At 69.1% G+C, this 17,654-nt stretch carries 16 protein-coding genes; 10 read left to right on the top strand and 6 right to left on the bottom strand.

Annotation, left to right across the window (positions count from 1 at the left end; translation table 11 throughout):
- A partial coding sequence (locus RDU12_RS03445) for a MarR family transcriptional regulator (RefSeq protein ID WP_308684102.1) occupies positions 1-452 on the top strand: 452 nt, incomplete at its 5' end.
- Here the strand turns inward: RDU12_RS03445 and RDU12_RS03440 are convergent.
- Together RDU12_RS03440 and RDU12_RS03435 are read right to left on the bottom strand one after the other, a co-directional pair.
- On the bottom strand, positions 424-1,494 hold the full coding sequence (locus tag RDU12_RS03440; RefSeq protein WP_308684101.1) for a PepSY domain-containing protein: 1,071 nt from the start codon (positions 1,492-1,494) through the stop codon (positions 424-426). The two genes, RDU12_RS03445 and RDU12_RS03440, sit on opposite strands and share 29 nt — an antisense overlap.
- The gene (locus RDU12_RS03435) at positions 1,494-3,617 is read right to left on the bottom strand and encodes a TonB-dependent receptor (RefSeq protein WP_300290561.1); all 2,124 of its coding nucleotides are present in this window, start codon (positions 3,615-3,617) and stop codon (positions 1,494-1,496) included. The genes RDU12_RS03440 and RDU12_RS03435 overlap by 1 nt, the downstream gene beginning before the upstream one ends.
- A gap of 156 nt (positions 3,618-3,773) precedes the next feature.
- On the opposite strand from RDU12_RS03435, the gene RDU12_RS03430 reads away from it, so the two are divergent.
- The 3 genes from RDU12_RS03430 (at position 3,774) to RDU12_RS03420 (ending at position 6,353) form a co-directional block, all read left to right on the top strand.
- On the top strand, positions 3,774-4,601 hold the full coding sequence (locus tag RDU12_RS03430; RefSeq protein WP_300290559.1) for a hypothetical protein: 828 nt from the start codon (positions 3,774-3,776) through the stop codon (positions 4,599-4,601).
- Positions 4,602-4,758: 157 nt separating this feature from the next.
- Positions 4,759-5,064: an SCP2 sterol-binding domain-containing protein gene (locus tag RDU12_RS03425; RefSeq protein ID WP_300290557.1), complete on the top strand. Its 306-nt coding sequence runs from the start codon at positions 4,759-4,761 to the stop codon at positions 5,062-5,064.
- An 80-nt stretch (positions 5,065-5,144) separates the two neighbouring features.
- Positions 5,145-6,353 (top strand): acyl-CoA dehydrogenase family protein, encoded by a 1,209-nt coding sequence (locus tag RDU12_RS03420; RefSeq protein ID WP_300290555.1) that lies wholly within the window; start codon positions 5,145-5,147, stop codon positions 6,351-6,353.
- On the opposite strand, the gene RDU12_RS03415 is transcribed toward RDU12_RS03420, so the two are convergent.
- Complete coding sequence (locus RDU12_RS03415; protein WP_300290553.1) at positions 6,350-7,231, bottom strand: oxygenase MpaB family protein; 882 nt, start codon at positions 7,229-7,231, stop codon at positions 6,350-6,352. The genes RDU12_RS03420 and RDU12_RS03415 overlap by 4 nt on opposite strands.
- Complete coding sequence (gene trmFO, locus RDU12_RS03410; protein WP_308684100.1) at positions 7,228-8,619, bottom strand: methylenetetrahydrofolate--tRNA-(uracil(54)-C(5))-methyltransferase (FADH(2)-oxidizing) TrmFO; 1,392 nt, start codon at positions 8,617-8,619, stop codon at positions 7,228-7,230. Before trmFO ends, RDU12_RS03415 begins: the two co-directional genes overlap by 4 nt.
- Before the next feature lie 170 nt (positions 8,620-8,789).
- On the opposite strand from trmFO, the gene RDU12_RS03405 reads away from it, so the two are divergent.
- The 3 genes from RDU12_RS03405 to RDU12_RS03395 all read left to right on the top strand — a co-directional run bounded on the left by RDU12_RS03405 (position 8,790) and on the right by RDU12_RS03395 (position 11,718).
- Complete coding sequence (locus RDU12_RS03405; RefSeq protein WP_308684099.1) at positions 8,790-9,683, top strand: hypothetical protein; 894 nt, start codon at positions 8,790-8,792, stop codon at positions 9,681-9,683.
- A 29-nt stretch (positions 9,684-9,712) separates the two neighbouring features.
- On the top strand, positions 9,713-10,642 hold the full coding sequence (locus RDU12_RS03400; RefSeq protein ID WP_300289510.1) for a hypothetical protein: 930 nt from the start codon (positions 9,713-9,715) through the stop codon (positions 10,640-10,642).
- 137 nt (positions 10,643-10,779) lie between these two features.
- Positions 10,780-11,718 carry a CPBP family intramembrane glutamic endopeptidase gene (locus RDU12_RS03395; protein ID WP_300289511.1) on the top strand — a complete coding sequence of 313 codons (939 nt, stop codon included), beginning with the start codon at positions 10,780-10,782 and terminating at the stop codon, positions 11,716-11,718.
- Positions 11,719-11,722: 4 nt separating this feature from the next.
- On the opposite strand, the gene uvrA is transcribed toward RDU12_RS03395, so the two are convergent.
- Positions 11,723-14,626 (bottom strand): excinuclease ABC subunit UvrA, encoded by a 2,904-nt coding sequence (uvrA, locus tag RDU12_RS03390; protein WP_300289512.1) that lies wholly within the window; start codon positions 14,624-14,626, stop codon positions 11,723-11,725.
- 277 nt (positions 14,627-14,903) lie between these two features.
- Here uvrA and RDU12_RS03385 point away from each other — a divergent pair, with 277 nt between their 5' ends.
- Complete coding sequence (locus RDU12_RS03385) at positions 14,904-15,803, top strand: OmpA family protein (RefSeq protein WP_300289514.1); 900 nt, start codon at positions 14,904-14,906, stop codon at positions 15,801-15,803.
- A gap of 18 nt (positions 15,804-15,821) precedes the next feature.
- The gene (locus RDU12_RS03380; protein ID WP_300289515.1) at positions 15,822-16,532 is read left to right on the top strand and encodes a DUF3617 family protein; all 711 of its coding nucleotides are present in this window, start codon (positions 15,822-15,824) and stop codon (positions 16,530-16,532) included.
- 1 nt (position 16,533) lies between these two features.
- On the opposite strand, the gene RDU12_RS03375 is transcribed toward RDU12_RS03380, so the two are convergent.
- A complete protein-coding gene (locus tag RDU12_RS03375; RefSeq protein ID WP_300289516.1) occupies positions 16,534-17,037 on the bottom strand; it encodes a group III truncated hemoglobin in 504 nt (167 codons plus the stop codon).
- A gap of 256 nt (positions 17,038-17,293) precedes the next feature.
- Here RDU12_RS03375 and RDU12_RS03370 point away from each other — a divergent pair.
- A partial coding sequence (locus tag RDU12_RS03370) for an ATP-binding cassette domain-containing protein (RefSeq protein WP_308684098.1) occupies positions 17,294-17,654 on the top strand: 361 nt, incomplete at its 3' end.

Below are 17,654 nucleotides of genomic sequence, written 5' to 3'. Positions count from 1 at the left end.
CCGTTCCGCCCGCGGCCGATCCGACCGCCTCCCTGGTCCGTTCGGTCCGCCGCATCGCCCAGGCCATCGACGTCCGGTCGCGCGAAATCTCGCGCCTGACGGGCCTGACCCTGCCCCAGCTGCTGGTGCTGCAGTCGATCCGCGCCCTCGGCGAGGTCAGCACCAGCGCCATCTCCCGCGACGTGTCGATGTCCTCGCCGACGGTGGTCGCCGTGCTGGACCGGCTCGAGGCCAAGGGCCTGATCGTCCGTTATCGCTCCGGAACCGACCGCCGGGTGGTCCACGCCCGGCTGACCGACGCCGGGCTCGCGGCGCTTAAGGACGCGCCGGGCCTGATGGGGGCCGAGGTCCTGGCGCGCTGGTCCGTCCTGCCGCCCGAGCGTCAGCAGACCATGGCGGGGGCCATGGCGATCTTCGCAGACCTCATGGCCGGGGAGGCGCGGCCGGCCTGACCGGCCGCCGGCGCGTCCGGCCCAGCCGTTGCTTCAGGAAGGCCCAGAGGCCGACGCCGCCCAGGGCCGCCAGCGCGAGACCCGTCAGCACCGTTACCCCTTCATACAGCCAGCCGCCGACCGAGCCGGCGTGCAGCGGATAGATGGCGTGCAGGGCGCGCTCGCCCGGAGTCAGGGTCTGGGCGTCGCTGGTCCGCGCGACGCCGCTCGTGGCCGGGTCGATCAGCACCGTGGTGCGGCCGTTGGGATGCCATTCGCCGGGCTGTTTGAGCCGGATCGAGGCCGGCTTGCCGGGCGCCGAGGGCCAGCTGGCCATGCGCAGGGTCGCGTCGGGAAAGCGGGCCTGGGCCGCGGCGAGGGCGGCGGACCAGTCGATGTCGCCGCTCCCGACCACGGGCGGCGGCGGCGGCTCGGGCGCGTTGGGCGCCAGCAGCGCCCGGGCCTGATCGTGGAACACCATGCCGGCCCCGGTCAGGCAGAAGATCAGCACGGGCGCGGCGGTGATCAGGCCGAGGTTCCTGTGGCTGGAGACCAGCTCGCCGCGCCGCCCCGATCTCGGCCACACCCGCCAGCGGGTGGCGCGCCAGGCCGGGGCCCAGACCACCAGCCCGGTCAGGACCAGCAGCACCGCCGCCACTGCCGCCACCCCGCCGACCAGCTCGCCGGTTTCGCCGGCCAGCAGATGATGATGCAGGTCGAAGACGAAGGCCTCGACCCGGGCCGGGCCGGTCCAGCGGTCGAGCGTGGCGCCATCGGCGGCGGCGAGGCCGAAATCCTCCTCCGCCAGATACAGCTTGTGCGCCCCCAGCTGCGGACCGCCGAAATCGACGGTGCGCATGTCCGGATGCTCGGCCTCCAGACGTTCCGCGGCGGCGCCGAGCACGGCCGGATCGGCGGCGAAGCCGGCCCGCGCCTCGGGGTGTTTCAGCGCGATCCAGTCGTTCTCGAACACCAGCAGCGAGCCGGTCAGCCCGAGCACGATGAGCAGGAGCGACAGGATCGCTCCGGCCCAGGCGTGGATGGTGCGCAGAACCCCGATCATCAGAACCGGCGCGTCACGCCGAGCGTCACCGTCCGTCCGCGACCCGCGAAATAGCTCTTGTCGTCGGTGGGCCGCGTGGTGTCGGAGTTGTATGAGATATAGTCCTCGTCCAGCAGGTTCTGGACCCCCAGGCTGACGTCGCCGAAACCGGCCCGCCACACGGCGACGGCGTCGACCAGGTCGTAGCCCTCGAAGTCATTCGCGGCCGGCTGGCCGTCGAACGACCGCTCGAAATATCGCCCCGCCTGCAGTCGCAGGGACAGGGCCTCGGTCAGGTCGGTCTCGGCCCACAGGATCAGCCGGTCCGGCGAGATATTGGCCCCGTCCAGATCCTCGTCGACCGCGCCGTCGTCGTCGGTGTCGCTGCGACCCTCGAGGCTGGCGTAAGCGCCGCCGAGCCGCACCGTGTCGCTGACGGCGTAGCGGGCGCTGACCTCGACGCCCTCGATCTCGGTGGCCTCACGCGCGACCTCGAAGACGCCGTTGACCAGCACCAGCCGGGCGCCCTTGTCGGTCTCGGACCGGAAGGCCGCGATCGAGGCGTCGAAACCGCCCCGACGGTACTCCAGCCCGATCTCGTAATTGTCGGTGATGACCGGCGAGATATCGAGGAAGGTGTCCACGTCCTGGCCAGGGTCGTCGATGCCGCGCAGCACCCGGCCGACGTCGGCCATGCTGAAGCCCTGCGCGAAGGAGCCGTAGGCCTTCAGCCCCGGGACGACCTCGAAGGTCGCGCCGACGTTGGACAGCAGTTCCTCGAAGCCGGGCTCGCCGCCGTCGACCTGTTGGCCGCCGTTGTAGGACCACAGCGTCTCGAAATCGTCGACGATCAGGGTGACGGTCTCGTAGCGCAGCCCGCCGGACAGGTTCAGCCTACCGTCGAACAGGCGCTGGTTCAGCTGGACGAACGGGGCGAGGCTTTCATAGCGCGTCTCCGGCACCCAGTCGCGGCCGGTCAGAATCAGCCCCTGCCAGGTGGTGTCGCGCAGGGCGTCGACGCCGACCAGGGCGCTGAGGCCGGGCAGGGGGGCGATGTCGCCCTGCCAGTCCAGCTTGAAGCCGAGCTTCTCGGAGTTGTTGGCCGACTGGTCGTACAGGGTCCCGATCGGGGCGATGGCCGGGTCCTGGAAGGTCCCGAAGGTCCCGCCGCCGAACACGCCGGCATAGTCGTGGGCGAACAGCTGGGCGCGCAGCGTGCCGCCGAGGACGTCGGCGTCAGTGTAGCTGAGGGCGGCCGAGCTGACGTCGTTCGACGGCTGGACGCCGGGCGCCACGCCGCGCACCGAGGTGGTCGGCAGGCCGATGTCGCGGTCGCCCGGCAGCATGACATAGTCGCCGTCGCCCTCGAGTTCGAAGTGATTGATCATCAGCTCGAGCCGGCGGTCCGGGGTCAGGTCGAACCCGGCCTTGGTGAACAGGGACCAACTGAGGCTGTCCTGCAACTCGCCCTGGGTTCCGTCGACGCCGATGCGACGCCCGCCGCCGTCGTAATAGGCGCCCCGCGCCTCGTACGCCGCGCCGACGGTGAGGTCGAAGCGGCCGAAGTCCTGGCCGATGATTCCGGCCAGCTTGCCGCCGACGCTGTCGCCGAACTCGCCGTCGTCGAAGGTGGTCGCGGCCTGGACCCGGCCGGACGGGCCGGCGCCCTCGGCCGGCGGGGCGGCGGTGACATAGTTGACCACGCCGCCGGTGGCGCCGACGCCCTGGATGGCGTTGGAGCCGAAGATGACCTCGACCCGGTCGATGAAGAATGGATCGATGGTGAAGCCGTCGCGGCTGTCGTCGCGCAGCGGCGTCGACTGCGGCACGCCGTCGACGAGGAATAGCGGCGAGCGGCCGCGCAGGGTCTCGCCCGCGCCGGACAGCTTCTGGCGGGTGGGCGAGAAGGACGGGATCAGGGTCGCCACCGTCTCCACGGCCGAGGAGCCGAGCGCCGTCTGCTGGGCGATCTCGGCCTCGCCGATGACCTCCACTGTGCTGGGCATGGCCGACCGCGGCAGCTGTGTGCGGGCCGCGGTGACGACGACCTCCTCCAGCGCTGCGGGCTCAGCGTCCTGCGCCATGGCGGGCAGGGCGATTAGCAGGCTGACGAGGGAGGCGGAGGCGAGGAGGTTGTGAGTCACGGCGGGGTCCACAGGAGAGCGGGGAGGGAGGCGCCTTGCAGCACGACCGTAGTTGCGAGTCAATCGCACTCTCATTCGCAACATGGGCGACCCGCGTTCTGAAACCGGACCGCCGCCCGCGGATTGAAGAGGGGAGTTCCCGTCAGGCGCCCCGCCATGTCTCCGATCAAACCGTACCTCGACCGTCTCGTCCCGGCCTTCCGCCGGGCCGCGTCCCGCGTGCGCGGCGGCCACCTCGTCGCCCTGTCAGCGGTCGCCGCGGCCGCGTTCGGCCTCGCCGGACTGAGGGCGATTGATCTGCCCGGCCCGCGCCCGATCAGCGACAGCGACCGGCTGCGGATCGAGGTCGTGCACCCGGTCGAACCGGAGATCGTCGCGGGCTCGGTGATGGATGTCGGCGAATTGGTCGACGGCTTTCAGGGCGTGCCGCCGTCGCTCCCGCCGCTGACCGACGTGGCCTGGTCCCCGGACGACAGCTGGAACGGTTTTGATGAGGGCTATGCTCCGTCTCCCCCTGAATCGCGCCGCGTGGCGGAGGTGCGGACATATGACTCACGACCGGATCCCGAGCGGTCCTCGCCCGTGCGCGCCGTCCAGCGCTGGTTCGGCTTCGACGCGCCCCGTCGGGATTTCCAGGCCGAGCGGGCGGCCCGCCGGGCGCGCCTGGAAGCGATGGAGCGTGACGCCGGCGAACGCCACGCTCGCGAACGCTACGCCGCTGAACGCTTCCGCCGGGAACGCGCTGACGACGATCGATACGCCTATGAACGCCGTCGTCGGGAGCGCGTCGAAGACGATCGCTACGCTTATGATCGCGGCCGCGACGAAGCCGTCGACGCGCTCCGGCGGCAGGACGATCGCGCCCTTGCGGACGAAGACGATCGGGGGCCACCGCCGCGCTACGAAACGCCCGATGCGGCGCCTCGGCATGCGCCAGCCCCGCCGCCACCCGGCCCGCGGCCCTACACAGACTGGAGAGACTGACGCGCGCGGGCGGCGTTCCGCACGTCTTCCCAGCGCCCCCGGAGGCCCTGTCGACGGAGCGTTCGCACGGCCGGAACAGGAACTTGACCCCGCGTGATCTTGGCACGCGCGTCCGCCGGGTCTAGGTCGGAGGCTCAACCTCGTCAGGAGACGCACCATGGCCGATCTGGCCCAAGTCACCGAACACATCCGCGGCGCCGTCGGCGACAATTCCGGTCTGGGCAAGACCGTGAAGATCGACCTGGGCGACAGCGGCAAGATCTACATCGACGGCGCTTCGGTCCCGAACACCGTGACCAATGAGGACAAGCCGGCCGACGCCACCGTCTCCATGACCTGGGACGACTTCATGGCCCTGTCGAACGGGCAACTGGATCCGATGATGGCCTTCATGCAGGGCAAGCTGAAGATCGCCGGCGACATGATGATCGCCCAGAAGCTGGCCCCGCTGCTGAAGCGCTGAGCTTGACCTGAAACAACGACCTCGACGGCGCGGTGTCCCAAGGATGCCGCGCCGTTTGTCTTTCCGAGAAGGATCCCGCCATGGACTTCCGCCCCAGCGACAAGGCCCTGCACTGGCAGGAGCGGGTGCGCCGCTTCATGGACGACAAGGTCGTGCCGCGGTCGGCGGAATACTGGGCCCAGGTTCGCGAGGACCACACCCGCCAGCCTCCGGCCATGGAGGAGATGAAGGCCCAGGCCCGCGAGGCCGGCCTGTGGAACATGTTCCTGCCCAGCGACCACGGCGCGGGCTTGACCAATCTCGAATACGCCCCGCTGGCCGAGCTGATGGGCCGCCACCTGTGGTCGGCCGAGGTCTTCAACTGCAACGCCCCCGACACCGGCAATATGGAAGTGCTCCATATGTACGGGAACGCCGAGCAGCAGGCCCGCTGGCTCAAGCCCCTGATGGCCGGCGAGATCCGTTCGGCCTTCCTGATGACCGAGCCCGAGGTGGCCTCGTCCGACGCCACCAACATCCAGACCCGGATCGAGCGCGACGGCGACCACTATGTCATCAACGGCCGCAAATGGTGGTCGACCAACATGGGCCACCCGAACGTCGCGGTGACCATCGTCATGGGCAAGACCGACCCCGACGCCTCGGTCCACACCCAGCAGTCGCAGATCATCGTCCCCGTCGATACGCCCGGTTTCCGGGTCGAGCGCATGCTCTCCGTCTTCGGCTATGACGAGCGCCCGATCGGCCACGCCGAGGTGGTGCTGGAGAACGTCCGCGTCCCGGTCGAAAACCTGATCGCCGGCGAGGGGCGCGGCTTCGAGATCGCCCAGGGCCGCCTCGGACCGGGCCGCATCCACCACTGCATGCGCGTCATCGGCATGGCCGAGCGGGCGCTGGAACTGATGACCGCCCGCCTGCTCAGCCGCACCGCCTTCCGCAAGACGCTGGCTGAGCACTCGGTCTGGGAGCAGCGCATCGGCGAGGCCCGCACCCAGATCGAGATGTGCCGCCTGCTGGTGCTGAAGGCCGCCTGGATGATGGACAACGGCGGGGCCAAGAACGCCAAGTCCGAGATCGCCCAGATCAAGGTCGCGGCCCCGCGCATGGCGCTGCAGATCATCGACGACGCCATCCAGGCCTTCGGCGGCGCCGGCGTCTCGGCCGACACGCCCCTGGCCGAGATGTACGCCATGGTCCGCACCCTGCGCATCGCCGACGGCCCCGACGAGGTCCACAACCGCACCATCGCCCGGCTGGAATACGCCAAGCACGGCGGCCGCGGCGGCTAGCGCGAGAAGGCGGTCACGTCCTTCGGATAGACCCGCCGGTTCGGCGAGCCGTCGAAGGCCCAGCGCAGCAGCCGCGCCGTCGACAGCGCCCCGCCGCGCACCAGCGGCGTCGGCAGGGCTCGGGGCTGCCGGTGCATGTCCCGGGCCCAGTCCGGCAGCAGGTCCATTCCGGCCTGCATGATCACCCCGGCGGCTAGATCGACGGCCGGCATACCGACGGTCTGGCGCATGACCATGGCCGCCACCTCATGCGTCCGGGCGTCGGCCCGCAGCCCGGGCCGGAAACTCTGGATCAGCGCTTCCGCCTCGGCCCGGGTGCGGGGCAGGGGGTCAGCGTGCAGCGCCTGGCCGACCCGCGCCATCTCGGCGAAATAGGCGTCCTGCTCCGCCCGCGGCATCGCCGGCTCGGCATAGCGGATCCAGGCGTCGAGGAAGCTGATCGTCTCGGTCACATGCACCCAGGCCAGCAGCGCGGGGTCGCTGACCCGATAGGGCGTCCCGTCCGGCAGTTCGCCGCCCAGCTTGCGGTGAATCCGGTTGACCCGGTCGATCGCCGCCCGCCCCGCCTCGGCATGGTCATAGGTCGTCGTGGCGATGAATTTCGCTGTCCGCCGCAACCGCCCGTGCATGTCGGCGCGGAAGTCCGAATGATCCCACACGCCCGCCAGGACGGCCGGATGCAGCATCTGCAGCAGCAAACCCGAGACCCCGCCGATCATCATGGTGACCACGTCGCCATTGACCTTCCACGCCACGGAGTCCGGCGCAAACAGCGCGTCGGCCCGTCGCAGCACCGGCCGTTCGCCCTTGTCGGCGTCATTGAAGACGTCGGTGATCCGCTGGCGGATCCGGGCCCTGGCCGGTTCGAACAGGCTCATCCCGCGTCTCGCCAGCCCTTCAGCGCCTCGATGGCCCGCAGGCTCATCAGCCGCTTCTTTGCCCGCCCGCGATCCTTGGGCGGAATCTTGCGCCCCTCGGCGTCGACCTTCGGGGCCTCCAGCGGCGGCAGCAGGCCGTAATTGATGTTCATCGGCTGGAATTTCGAGCCCTCAAGATGGCCGCCGGTGATGTGTTCGACCAGCGCCCCCATGGCCGTCTCGGGCGGCGGTGGGGCGAGGTCGCGGCCCAGCGCCTGGGCCGCCGCCAGCCGGCCGGTCAGCAGCCCCATGGCGGCGCTCTCGACATAGCCCTCGACTCCCGTGACCTGCCCGGCGAAGCGCAGCCGCGGCATGGCCTTCAGCCGCAGCTGCCGGTCCAGCAGCTTGGGCGAATTGAGGAAGGTGTTGCGGTGGAGTCCGCCCAGCCGCGCGAACTGCGCCTCGTGCAGACCCGGGATCATGCGGAACACCTCGGCCTGGGCCCCGTGCTTCAGCTTGGTCTGGAAGCCGACCATGTTGAACAGCGTGCCCAGCGCATTGTCCTGCCGCAGCTGGACGATGGCGTGGGCCTTGACCTGCGGGTCGCGCGGATTGGTCAGGCCGACCGGCTTCATCGGCCCGTGGCGCAGGGTCTCGCGCCCCCGTTCGGCCATCACCTCGATGGGCAGGCAGCCGTCGAAATAGGGGACGTTCTCCCACTCCTTGAACTCGGCCTTGGGCCCGGCCAGCAGGGCGTCGATGAAGGCCTCGTACTGGGCCTTGTCCATCGGGCAGTTGACGTAGGCGGCGGCGTCCCCGCCCGGGCCCTCCTTATCGTAGCGCGACTGCCGCCAGGCGATGTCGAAATCGATCGAGTCGGCGTGGACGATCGGGGCGATGGCGTCGAAGAAGCTCAGGCTCTCCTCGCCGGTCGTCTTCAGGATGGCCTCGGCCAAGGCCGGCGAGGTCAGCGGGCCGGTGGCGACGATGACATTGTCCCAGTCCTCCGGCGGCAGGCCGGCGATCTCCTCGCGCACGACGGTGACCAGCGGATGCGCCTCCAGCTTCGCCGTCACCGCCTGCGAAAAGCCTTCGCGGTCGACGGCCAGCGCCCCGCCGGCCGGCACCTGGTTGGCGTCGCCGCAAGCCATGATGATCGAGTCCAGCGCCCGCATCTCGGCGTGCAGCAGGCCGACGGCGTTGTACTCCCAATCGTCCGAGCGGAACGAGTTCGAGCAGACCAGTTCGGCCAGGCCGTCGGTGTGGTGGGCGTCGGTCTTCACGCCCGGGACGCCGCGCATCTCGTGCAAGATGACGGGCACGCCGGCGTTGGCGATCTGCCAGGCGGCTTCGGAGCCGGCGAGGCCGCCGCCGATGATGTGGACGGGCTTGATTTCAGGGGTGTTCATGGCGGCCTTCTAGCCACGTCCGGCGGCCGCGTCAGCCTCCGAAATCGATCCGGCTTGGGTCGCAAGCGTTGCTGTGGTTAAGGTGACGTCGCCGGGGAGGGCGCGCCATGAAGAGATTTTCGATCACCGAAGCGATCGCGGAGCCGTTTCGTCAGGCGGGACGGCGACCCATGGCCACGATCATCTGGGGCCTCGTTTTGCTGGCTCCGAGCGTTCTGGCGTTCGCCAGCCTGATCCCCCTGCTGCAGGAAATGGCGGCCTCGGGGGCCTTCGAACCGGGGGCCAGCGCCGCGCCGTTCGACGGCGATTTCGCCACGGCCGTGCAGTTCCATCTCTGGTCCCAACTGGCCAATCTGCTGCAGCTGTTCGCCGCCCTGTTTGTGACCACCGCCATCTTCCGCGCTGTCTTCTCGGGTCGGCGCGGCGACGGGGCCGCCTTCCTGCGCATCGGCATGCACGAGCTGTACGTCGCCGTGGTGGCCGTGACGATCTTCATCGGCATGATGATCGCGATGGTCGCGGCGGTGTTGCTGGCGGTCGCGATCGGTCTGGCCCTCTCGGGAACGCCCGATCCGTGGCGGACCCTGATCTATGTGGGCATGGGCGTCGCGCTGGCGGTCGGCTTCCTCGCCCTGTGGGGACGGCTCGCCCTGCTCGCGCCCGCCAGCCTCCGCTACGACACCTTCGCCTTCGTTGAGGGCTGGAAGCTGGGCCGGGGACAGACGTGGCGTCTCGTCGGCGTGTTGATCCTGATGTTCCTGATCGCGATCGTGGTCGGAATCGCCCTGGCCATGGTGATCGGCGTGGTGGTGATGCTCGTGGGCGGCGGCCTTGTGATGGCCAATCCGGAGGCGATGCTGACCTGGCTTGAGGGTCTGCCGGAGCGGCCGTACCTCCTCATCGGGCTGGGGCTCATGCTGCTGCTGCCGATCGCCTGGATCCACGGCTTCTTCCAATTGCTGTCGACGGCCCCGTTCGCCAGGGCGGTGCGGGACCTGGCGGCGGAGGCCGAGCCGGCGGCGGAATCCGCGAATTCCGCTGACACGACTCCGATCGCCGACTAGGCTCGGACCGGGTCAAGAAGGAGGGGACGATGGCGTTTTCAGGCAGTGATGCGGCGTTCGAGGGGTTCCGTCTCGTCAGACGCAATCCGATGGCGCTGGTCGCCTGGACCCTGCTGTACGCCGTCGTGAGCCTGGCCAGCCTGTTCGCGATGTCGAGGGCGATCGGTCCGATCACGGCGTGGGGCGAGCGCATGGAGGCGCTCGAATCGCAGTCCCCGTCGGCGACGCCTGAACAGGTCATGTCGGCGTTTCAGGGCTTCGGCGAAGTGATGCTGAGCCTGGCGTGGCTGCTGCCTGTGTCGCTCATCGTGACCGCCATGCTGATGGCGGCGGTCGCGCGGGCGGTGCTGAATCCGCGCGCGGGAGGCTTCGGCTATCTGCACCTGGGCATGGACGAGGTCCGGGTCTTCGTCGTCACCTTCGTGCTGGGCATTCTGGCCTTTGTCGCCTGGATGGTCCTGGTCGCACTGGTCGTCATCCTCGCCGGCATCGCCGGCGCGACGGGCGCGGACTGGATGTGGCTGTTTATGGTTCTGGGCGGTTTCGCCGGCGTCGGGGTGATCATCTGGCTTTATGTGCGCCTGAGCCTGGCGGTGCCGATCACGGTGGCCGAGAACCGCTTCGCCTTCTTCGATTCCTTCGCCGTGACCCGGGGCCGTTTCTGGTCCCTGTTCGGCATGGCCGTGATCGCCTTCGTCATGGTGCTGGTCATCAGCATGCTGTCCTGGGTGGTGACCCTGCCGCTCGGCATGATGGCCGGGGCCGAGTCCTGGACCTTCGGTTCAAACAGCGATCCCGAGATCGTGGCCGCGGCGCTCGACGTGACCAACCCCTGGATCATCGCCAGCGCCTTCGCCGAGGCGGTCGTCTACGCCCTGACGGTCGGGGTGATGTATGCGCCCTTCGCCGCCGCCTATCGCGACCTCAAGGGACTGGGCGCCGAGACGCCGACAGCCTGAGGCGACCGGCGCCGTCACCGCGGGCAGGGCGTGACGCCCCGCCCCTGAAATCCGCGAGCCGGCGCATCCATCCGGCGCGACCGCGGCCTCAGGCATCGACCGATCCCGGTCGGCCGGGCCGCAACAAGGAGCGCCGCATGACGGGCGTCGAACTCTACGCCGAGCGAAAGCGGCGCCATCGCCGAACCTGGACGCTCGCGGCCATCGTGCTGGGCGCAGTCTTCATGATCGGCGGGCAGCTGGGCGCCCTGCTGCCGGCGATGGCCATGGGCTTCGTGACCCTCGGCGGCGACGCCGAGGGCTGGCCGCAACTGGCCTATGAGCTGGCGGCGGCGTTCGGCCTCGGCTCGGTTCTGGTCCTGCTCTGGGTCTGGCTGTTCGAGCGACGCGGGCCGGCCGCCCTGGGCCTGAACGCCAGGGGACCGATGCGGTTCGTCCGCGGCTACCTGATCGGCCTGGCCTTCCTGCTGACCGTGGTCGGCGTGATCTGGATCGCCGGCGGCTATGTGGTCGAGGGCGCCGGCGCGTTCGGCTCCGCCGCGGCCGGCGCGGCCTTGCTGCCCATCGGCGTCCTGATGCTGGGCTTCATCATCCAGGGCTCGTCGGAGGAACTGCTGTTCCGCGGATGGCTGATGCAGCTGATCGCTTCGCGGCACGGACTGTGGCTCGCCGTGATCGGCAACTCGGCCCTGTTCGCCCTCGCCCACGCCGGCAATATCGAGCCGTCGAAGGAGCTGTATGTCGGCTTGGCCAACATCGTGCTGTTCGGCCTGTTCATCAGCCTCTACGCCGTGCGCGAGGGCTCGCTGTGGGGCGTGTGCGGCTGGCACGCGGCCTGGAACTGGCTGCTGGGCCTCGGCTTCGGACTGGAGGTCTCAGGAACGGTGATCGAGACCACGCCCCTGATCACCGACCTGACCGGCGCGGCGGGAGCGGCCTGGTGGCTGACGGGCGGCGACTTCGGGCCGGAAGCCAGCTTCGTCACCACGGCGGTGCTGCTAGTCGGAACCGTCGTCCTGATCGTGCGCGGCCGCACCCGGGACCACGGCGTGGAGGCGGCCCCGGTCGAGGTCTGACCCCTCAGGCGCTCTTCCTCAGCGCCGCCACGCGCGCCTTGCGGCGGGTCTCGTGGCGGTCGAGGATTTCCTTCAGGTATTTGCCGGTCCAGCTCTTCGGGTTGGCGGCCACCTGTTCGGGGGTGCCGACCGCGACGATCTCGCCGCCGCCGTCGCCGCCCTCGGGGCCGAAGTCCAGCAGCCAGTCGGCCACCTTGATGACGTCGAGATTGTGCTCGATCACCACGATGGTGTTGCCGTTCTCGACCAGCTCCTGAAGCACCTCCAGCAGCTTGCGCGTGTCCTCGAAATGCAGGCCCGTGGTGGGCTCGTCGAGGATGTAGAGGGTCTTGCCGGTGGCGCGTTTCGACAGCTCCTTCGACAGTTTGACCCGCTGCGCCTCGCCGCCGGACAGGGTGGTCGCCGACTGCCCGACCTTGACGTAGCCGAGCCCGACCCGGTTCAGGGTCAGCATCTTGTCGCGGATCGAGGGCACGGCCTTGAAGAAGCTGCCCGCCTCTTCAACCGTCATGTCCAGAACGTCGGATATGCTCTTGCCCTTGAAGACGATTTCCAGCGTCTCGCGGTTGTAGCGCTTGCCCTTGCAGACGTCGCAGGTGACGTACACGTCGGGCAGGAAATGCATCTCGATCTTGATCAGGCCGTCGCCTTGGCAGGCCTCGCAGCGCCCGCCCTTGACGTTGAACGAGAACCGGCCGGGGCCGTAGCCGCGGGCCTTGGACTCGGGCAGGCCGGCGTACCAGTCGCGGATCGGACCGAAGGCGCCGGTGTAGGTGGCCGGGTTCGAGCGCGGGGTGCGGCCGATGGGCGACTGGTCGATGTCGATGACCTTGTCGAACATCTCCAGCCCCTCGATCCGGTCGAAGGGCGCCGGGGCGTCCGAGGCGTTGTGCAGCCGGCGGGCGGCGGCCTTGTAGAGGGTCTCGATGGTGAAGGTCGACTTGCCGCCGCCCGACACGCCGGTGACGCAGGTGAAAAGGCCGGCGGGGATCTCGCCGGTGACGTTTTTCAGATTGTTGCCCGTGGCGCCGCTGATCCTCAGCATCTTCTTGCGGTCGACGGGTCGGCGGCCCTCGGCGGGCAGTTCGATCTCGCGCTCGCCGGTCAGATATTTGGCGGTCAGGGATTGGGGATTGGCCATGACCTCGGCCGGGGTGCCCTGGGCGCAGACCTCGCCGCCGTGGATGCCGGCGGCCGGACCCATGTCGATGACATAGTCGGCGGTCAGGATCGCCTCCTCGTCATGCTCGACGACGAGGACGGAATTGCCGAGGTCGCGCAGCCCGCGCAGGCTTTCCAGCAGCCGCGAGTTGTCGCGCTGGTGCAGGCCGATCGAGGGCTCGTCGAGGACGTAGAGCACGCCGGTCAGGCCCGAACCGATCTGGGAGGCGAGGCGAATGCGCTGGCTCTCGCCGCCGGACAGGGTGCCCGAGGCGCGCGACAGGCTGAGATAGTCGAGCCCGACATTGTTGAGGAAGCGCAGCCGGTCGGTGATCTCCTTCAGCACCCGGCGGCCGATCTCCATCTGCTTGTCGGTCAGCTTGTCGCCGAGCGCCGTGAACCATTCGTGGGCGTGTTTGATCGAGCGCCACGACACCTCCGCGATGTCCTCGCCGGCGATCTTGACCGCGAGAGCCTCGGGTTTGAGGCGTTTGCCGCCGCAGGCCTCGCACGGCGTCTCCGACTGGAACCGGCCCAGTTCCTCGCGCACCCATGAGGAATCCGTCTCGCGCCAGCGCCGCTCGAGATTCGGCAAGACCCCTTCGAAGGCCTTGGTGGTCTCATAGGTGCGGGCGTTGTCGTCGTAGGTGAATTTGATCTTCTCCCCGCCCGAGCCGCGCAGGATCACGGCCTGCGCCTTTTCCGGCAGGTCGCGCCAGGGCTTGTCCATCGAGAAGCCGTAGTGACGGCTCAGCGACTGCAGGGTCTGGGTGTAGAGCGGCGAGGGGCCGCGCGACCACGGGGCGATGGCGCCCTTGTGCAGGGTCTTGTCACGGTCTGGCACCACCAGATCGGCGTCGAAGGCCAGCTTGACCCCGAGCCCGTCGCAGGTCGGGCAGGCGCCGAACGGATTGTTGAACGAGAACAGCCTCGGCTCGATCTCGCTGATGGTGAAGCCCGAGACCGGGCAGGCGAATTTTTCGGAGAAGGTCAGGCGGCGCGGGTCCTCGCCCTCCGGGGTATTGGCCCATTCGGCCACGGCGATGCCGTCCGCCAGCCCCAGCGCAGTCTGCAGGCTGTCGGCGTAGCGGCCCTCCAGTCCAGCCTTGGTGACGATCCGGTCCACGACGATGTCGATGTCGTGCTTGAACTTCTTGTCGAGCGTCGGGGCGTCCTCGATGGCGTAGAACTGGCCGTCGATCTTCAGCCGCTGGAAGCCGGACCGCTGCCACTCGGCGATCTCCTTGCGGTATTCGCCCTTGCGGCCGCGCACGACCGGGGCCAGCAGCAGCAGACGCTCGCCCTCGGGCAGGGCGTTCAGCTTGTCGACCATCATCGAGATGGTCTGGCTCTCGATCGGCAGCCCGGTGGCCGGCGAATAGGGCACGCCGACCCGCGCCCACAGCAGACGCATATAGTCGTGGATCTCGGTCACCGTGCCGACCGTCGATCGCGGGTTCTTCGAGGTCGTCTTCTGCTCGATCGAGATGGCCGGCGACAGGCCCTCGATCAGGTCCACGTCCGGCTTGCCCATCAGCTCGAGGAACTGGCGGGCGTAGGCGCTCAGGCTCTCGACATAGCGGCGCTGGCCCTCGGCGTAGATGGTGTCGAAGGCGAGCGAGCTTTTGCCCGACCCGGACAGGCCGGTCATCACCACCAGCTGCTCGCGCGGGATGTCGACGTCGACGCCCTTGAGATTGTGCTCGCGGGCGCCGCGCACGCGGATGAAATTGTGCTTTTCGGTCATGGGGCCTGAAGGCTGGGGAGTCCGGGAACGCGGAAGGGCCGGGGAGGGTCCGGCGCGACAGCGCTATATGGGGACCAATTCGCCGGATTCAGCAAGAACATTGAGGGAACATCTGGGTGGATTTGCGTTCGTCGAACCGATTTGGCTAGCATATGGCAAAGCTTGGGGGAGGCGTATGCGGCGAAGCGTTGGGATTGCGGCCGGCCTTTTGGCCTTGGGGGCCCTGGGGGGATGTGGGGCCGAGGACAGCGGGCCGGCTGATCGTCCGACTGAAAGCGTGACGACCGGCGCCGCGACTGCCGGGAACGAAGCGTCGGTCGCCGGCGCCTTCGACCTGTCGACCGTGCCCGTCTCGGCCGCGCCGCTCGGGGCCTTTCCCTACTTCTCCCTGCCCGACGGCTATGTCAGCACCGGAGAGGTGACGCACGATTTCTTCTCATTCCCCTTCTGGGTGAAGGGGGCCTTTCGGGCTGTCGAGGGCAAGGTCTACATGTCCATGATCGAGCCCGAGGACGACCAGCAATTCTCCCGCCTCGAACTGCAGCGGAACATTGAGGCCGTGATCAATCGCGCCGGCGGGATCAAGATTTCGCAGGCTCCCGTGACCACCGAGGCCATCAACGCGCTCGGCGACCAGACGATCAGCGACACCACCGCGGGCACAGGCGACATCTACAACAACGAGGTCGCGACCTACGTCATCCGGCGGGCGGACAAGACCATCTGGGTGCATTTTGACGCCGGCAATTCCTCGGCGGGCCTGACCGTGGCCGAAACGGCTCCGCTGGTTGTCACCGCCGGCCTGCTGCCGGCCGATCAGCTGCGCCGCGAACTGGAGGCGGACGGACGGGTGGCGATCCAGGTCAATTTCGCCGTCGACAAGGCCGACATCCTGCCGGAATCGCGCGGGCAGATTGATGCCGTGCTGGCCCTGCTGCGCGACCAGGAGAACCTGCGGCTGGGGGTCGAGGGACATACCGACAACACGGGGTCGGCCGCGCACAATCGGGCTCTTTCGGAGGCCCGCGCCCGATCCGTGGTTGCGGCCCTGACCGGAGCCGGCATCGCCGTGAACCGGCTGGAGCCGCGCGGGTTCGGGCCTGACCGGCCCGTCGCCGACAATGACGCCGAGGCCGGCCGGGCGAAGAACCGCCGGGTTGAACTGGTCAAGCTTTAGGGACGGATGGAGGTTTCCATGATCAAGAAAGTCGCGATCGGCGTGGTCGGCCTCGTCATCATCGGCGGATCGGCCTGGGCGGGCGGACAGTATTTCGGCGCCGCCCAGGACCCGGCTGCGTCGGAGGAAGAAGAGGACAAGCTGATCCTGCGTCGTCCGGGCGCGGGCGGAGGGACGAAGGCGGGCGAGCGGGAAGGGGGCGATGAGGGCGAGCCGATGGTCAGCAACGACGCGGTGGCGTCCACCGGCGCGGTGGCCCTGCCCGTGCTGCGGCCCGGCCTCTGGGAGGTGTCCCGGACCGACGACACCGGGACTCTCAAGTCCCAGGTCTGCATGGATCTCGCCATTCAGTCGGAGGTCAATGTCTACGGAACGCAACTCCACGCACCGTTCTGCCCGGCCCGGTCGACTGTCAGCCGGGAAGGCCGGGGGCGCTGGACCTACGGGACGCGATGCCCGTTGCCGATGAACTCCTCCTTGACCGTGTCGGGCGAGATCGAGGGCGATTTCAACCGGCGCTATTCGCACAAGGTGACCATGGTCACGGTGTCCCCCGCGGGTGGCGAGACGACGACCACGACGGAGGTCGGACGCTATCTGGGGCGTTGTCCATCAGGGGTGGCGGGCGGCGACATCCTGATGAATGGCGTCAAGATGATGAATCTGCGCGACGCCATGGCCCTGGGGCAGGTCATGGTCCCCGGCGCCTTCGGCGGCGCGCCCGAGTAGGTCACACCGGCCCGGACACGGCCTGGTCCGGGTCGGGGGCGGTGGCACGCAGATAGCGTTCGCCCTTGCCCAGCAGCACGCCGTTGGCTCCGGCGATGCCCAGTTCCAGGCTCTCGGCGATGCGGCGGGCGCGCTCGATGAAATGGTCGGCGGCCACCGGCGGGCACAGGTCGCGGGCGGTCGCCTCGAACAGCGCCAGCCAGCGGTCGAAATGGCGCGCATCGACCGGCAGGGGCAGGTGTTTCGGCATCGGCCGGCCGTGGTAGGCGCCGCTCATCAGCGCCACGGACGACCAGAACAGCCGCATCTGCTCCAGGTGGGGGCCCCAGTCGCGGATGCGGTCGTTGAACACCGGACCGATCAGCGGATCGGCGCGAACGCGGTCGTAGAAGCCGTCGACGAGACGGCCGATCATGGCTTCGTCGATGCCGGTCTCGGCGCGGATCTGCTCGACGATCGCCTCGCGTCGGCGGGTCGGAGTCTCGGTTTCGGACGGGGGATGCATCGACCGAATCTAGGCGTCCGGGCCGGCTTTCGCCATTCCGGCATGTCCCGGAGGGCGGGCGTTCCGAGGGGGTGCGGCGGAAAATCACTTGCACGACCGCGCCGCCGCCCGCATCCTGAGGCTTCGAGTGAGTTCACTGGAGGCCCGACGAACATGATCAGCGCACTGGGAATTGGTTTCGCCCTTTCCGCCTCGCTGCTCGCGTTTGTCCATGTCCTCACCCAGCCTCGCCCCAAGCCCGTCCGCATCCGCATCCGTGACGCTCGATCGCGTCGCGGCCCGCACGCCTGACGGCCACACCCTATTTTCTGACCTGAGCCTCGCCTTCGGGCGCGAGCGCACGGGCCTTGTCGGCCGCAATGGCGTCGGCAAGACCACGCTGCTGCGCCTGGTGACGGGCCTCGTCGAACCCGCAGAGGGCGCCGTCGCACGCGCCGGCAAGGTCGGCTGGCTGGAGCAGAGGCGGGACCCCCGGCCCGGCGAGACGGTTCTCGACCTGCTCGGGGCGGGTCCGGCCATGGCCGTGGTGCGGCGGGTGTTGGCGGGCGAGGCGACGGAGGACGATCTCGCCGCGGCCGACTGGACGCTGGAGACCCGGATCGAGGCGGCCCTGGCCG

Source organism: Brevundimonas sp. (assembly GCF_031082345.1).
Classification (GTDB): domain Bacteria; phylum Pseudomonadota; class Alphaproteobacteria; order Caulobacterales; family Caulobacteraceae; genus Brevundimonas.
The sequence above is the reverse complement of the archived record's forward strand: the minus strand, read 5'-3'. Positions and strand labels throughout refer to the sequence as shown.